This window comes from Paraflavisolibacter caeni (assembly GCF_025628885.1).
GTDB lineage: Bacteria > Bacteroidota > Bacteroidia > Chitinophagales > Chitinophagaceae > Flavisolibacter > Flavisolibacter caeni.
The window spans coordinates 43,440-46,944 of sequence record NZ_JAOTIF010000037.1 but is presented as its reverse complement, the minus strand read 5'-3'; the positions used below and the strand labels follow the sequence as shown (position 1 = coordinate 46,944).

General features: G+C 39.2%; 3 protein-coding genes. All 3 read left to right on the top strand.

Going from position 1 to position 3,505, the window contains the following annotated elements; all coding sequences use genetic code 11:
• Nucleotides 1-103: 103 nt before the first annotated feature.
• Nucleotides 104-1,390 carry a DUF4861 family protein gene (locus OCK74_RS25890; protein ID WP_279300019.1) on the top strand — a complete coding sequence of 429 codons (1,287 nt, stop codon included), beginning with the start codon at nucleotides 104-106 and terminating at the stop codon, nucleotides 1,388-1,390.
• 183 nt (nucleotides 1,391-1,573) lie between these two features.
• The gene (locus tag OCK74_RS25885; protein WP_279300018.1) at nucleotides 1,574-1,948 is read left to right on the top strand and encodes a response regulator; all 375 of its coding nucleotides are present in this window, start codon (nucleotides 1,574-1,576) and stop codon (nucleotides 1,946-1,948) included.
• A gap of 252 nt (nucleotides 1,949-2,200) precedes the next feature.
• The coding region (locus tag OCK74_RS25880) for a glycoside hydrolase family 2 protein (protein ID WP_279300017.1) at nucleotides 2,201-3,505 on the top strand (1,305 nt) is incomplete at its 3' end.

Here is a 3,505-nt window from a genome sequence, read left to right as displayed (position 1 = left end):
GTGTTCCTGTGCTCCGAAGCCTCTGCTTACATGAATGGTCATGTCATGGTAGTAGACGGTGGCTGGATGGCCAGATAGTGTAATTGAAATATCTTAGCAAAATATGAAGATTCAAGACATCATTAAAAAAGGATTTGCCTTTGCGGTTGTTATTGCTGCCTTAACTGTAAATGCTAGTGCACAAGCATCAAATACAATTGAAATAACCAATCCTGCAACAGTTTCAAGAACAGATGAATTAATTCGTCTGCAAAGAACAAAAATTGAGAGGCAACTTCATCATGCTGTAAAATATATAGTTGTTTCAGTTTCCGGAAGAGACCTGCCAGTTCAGTATGTCGATGATGATGGAGATGGAAAATGGGATGAAGCAATATTTCTATATTCATTTGTGGCAAAGGAGAAAACCAATTTTAGAATTTCAGCATCTGAAACAGATAATGCTCAAAGTACTGAGCAGAAAGCACATGTCCGCTTAAGAAAGAAAAATGCTGATGACAGTTTTGGACCCAGTATTGAAGTAGAAACAATGCCCCTTAGAAATCCAGCCACTGATTTCTCAAAAAGACCATTGCCTAACTATTTAACAGAAGGGCCAGCATGGGAAAATGATAAAGTTGCTTTCAGGTTGTATTTTGATGTAAGAAACAACAAGGATATTTATGGCAAGACCACATCCAAAATGATGATGGATACGGTGGGTACTAATTACAAAATAAGTTACCATAACCTTTCTGATTGGGGCATGGATGTGTTGCATGTGGTAAAATCTTTAGGTGCAGGTGCTCTGGCTTTATCAGTTCCACAAAAGGGGGGAGCAGATACGCTCATCCGGTTAGGAGGAAAGGACATTACCAAAACAGTGTATCAGCAAAAAGCCGATGGACCTTTACTGGCAAAGTTTACAATGACTTATGATTGGCAAATTAAGGATCAGCCGCTACAGGTAAAGGAAGAAATCAGCATTTGGGGTGGACAATATTTTTATGAAAGTAAAGTAACGATAACAGGTGCTCCTGCTGGTTCAGCATTAATTACAGGTATGGCCGACTTTTACGAAAATACTTTTGAAACCCTTGTAAAGGATAAGGCTGTAATTGGGCTTTCTTACGGAAAGCAATCAGAAAATAAAGACAATCTCGGGCTAGGTGTTTTGGTCAATAAGCAAAGTTTTGTAAAAGCTGATTCAATAAACAGAAGTAATACCGATATTAATGAAACCTATATTGTAAAGCAACGCATTAAGGATGGCATGCCTTTAACATATCGCTTTTATACTGGTTGGGAGCGAACAGATCAGAGATTTACTAAGATGGAAGATTTCAAAGAGTTTTTAAAGGAAGAAGCCATAAGGTATAGTCAGCCTGTTAAAATGCAATGGAAGAAATAATTGCTGTTTAGTTTACTGAGATTTTCAGTTGGTGTAAAAAAATGGACTGTTGGTGTAATCTTTTGAAGTTGAATTTCATTCCTTATTAATTTAATATTTAAACTGTTAAACAGGTGATATTATAAAAATCTTGCTGCAGCCATAGAATAATAAAGAAAAACAATGATGCTCAGACCTAAACAAATGAAAAACATCCTTCTTATTGATGACGATACAGATGATTGTCTGTTATTTGAACAAGCGATGAGAAAAGTGTCCAGTGATTTTGCCTTGAGTTGTTTACCTGGTATTGATAATCTTTACGATGCCATTGCCATAAATCAACCTTCCATGATCTTCATTGATATGCAGTTGCCAAAGAAGAATGGAATCGAATGTTTGAAACAGATTAAAGGACATCCTGACTTTAAAGACATACCTGTTGTTATGTGGAGTACTTCCCATATTAGCAGCTATGTCTATACTGCATATAGAGAAGGCGCAAACTATTTCTTTCAAAAGCCTTGTTCATTTAGCGAACTGGTGAACGAACTGGAAGTAGCAAGCAAAGCTGCATAGTGCCCGGGTGATTTCTGTTCTTTACTGCCATTGATGGCTGCATTAGCCTGCCATATCAAAAGTGGTTGAATAAGTTTAACGTCAAATAAACATTTGGGAGGTCATAAATATAGACAAACGTTTGCGCACTACTTTCTTATTTCAAGTAAGTATGTTTAGTGTAAAATTTCTGAAGCAATTCGCATATAGAGAATTGCAGTAGCATTTAATTAGCAATATTCTCTATCTGTAAAACTTTGGTTGTAAAACAAAATGAAGAAAACGTTTCAACTCCTAACCAGCTTAGTGGCTTTCAGTGGTGTAATGGCCCAGGATTTACCTACTGAACTGCAAACACCTGAGATCGTATCTGTAAACAGGTTGCCTATGCGGGCCAGTGCTTTCGCATTTGAGAACCGCTCCCTGGCAGAAACCCGCCAGAAAGAAAGATCAGCTTACTTTATTTCTTTGAACGGGCAATGGAAGTTCAACTGGGTACAGGATCCAAGGCAGCGCCCGATGGATTTTTATCGAAAAGATTTTAATGATGCTGGCTGGAAAGAATTCAAAGTGCCGGCCAACTGGGAATTGAATGGTTACGGATTGCCTATATATGTCAATCACCCATACGAGTTTACAGGTCATGTAAAAACCGGTGCCCGCCTCAATCCGCCTTATGATATTCCTGTAGATAACAACCCGGTGGGTTCTTACCGCAAAAGGTTTACGCTGCCCAAAGAATGGGATGGCAGGCAGGTGTTCATTCATCTTGGGGCCGTTAAATCAGCTTTCTTTATTTGGGTGAATGGCAAAAAAGTGGGTTATAGTGAAGACAGCAAGCTGGCCGCAGAATTTGACATAACCCAATATGTGCAGTCCGGGGAGAACATCGTAGCCTTGCAAGTCTATCGCTGGAGCGATGGAAGTTATCTTGAGTGCCAGGATATGTGGCGGATTTCCGGAATTGAAAGAGAGGTGTACGTTTATTCTACTCCTAAGTTGGATATACGTGATTTTAAAATTACCAGCACTCTCACCGACAATTATACCAATGGTCAGTTAACCGTGCAGGCCGAGGTGAACAATTACAGAATTGATCAAAAAACTTTGCACAGCAAGCCCGATACTTTTTCAGTTGAAATAGAATTGGTGGATGCTGATGGCAAATCGGTTTTGAAAAGATCATCCCAGGGTGTTCAGACCGTTTTGGGTAATTACAAATCATCCTATGGTTTTGCTGACAAAGTACCTAATGTTCATACCTGGTCGGCAGAAGTCCCTTATTTATATACTTTATACATCAGCTTAAAAGATAAGAGTGGTCAATTGCTGGAATCAATACCTGCAAGAGTTGGTTTTCGTTCTGTTGAAATCCTTGACAACAACTTTTTGGTAAACGGCAAGAGAGTATTTATAAAGGGCGTTAACCGGCATGAACATCATCCTACGCAGGGCCACACTTTAAGCAGGGAAGATATGCGTAAAGATTTGGAAATGATGAAGAAGCTGAATGTAAATGCCGTGCGTCATTCCCACTATCCTCCGGATCCGTATTGGCTTGAGCTGTGTGATGAGTAT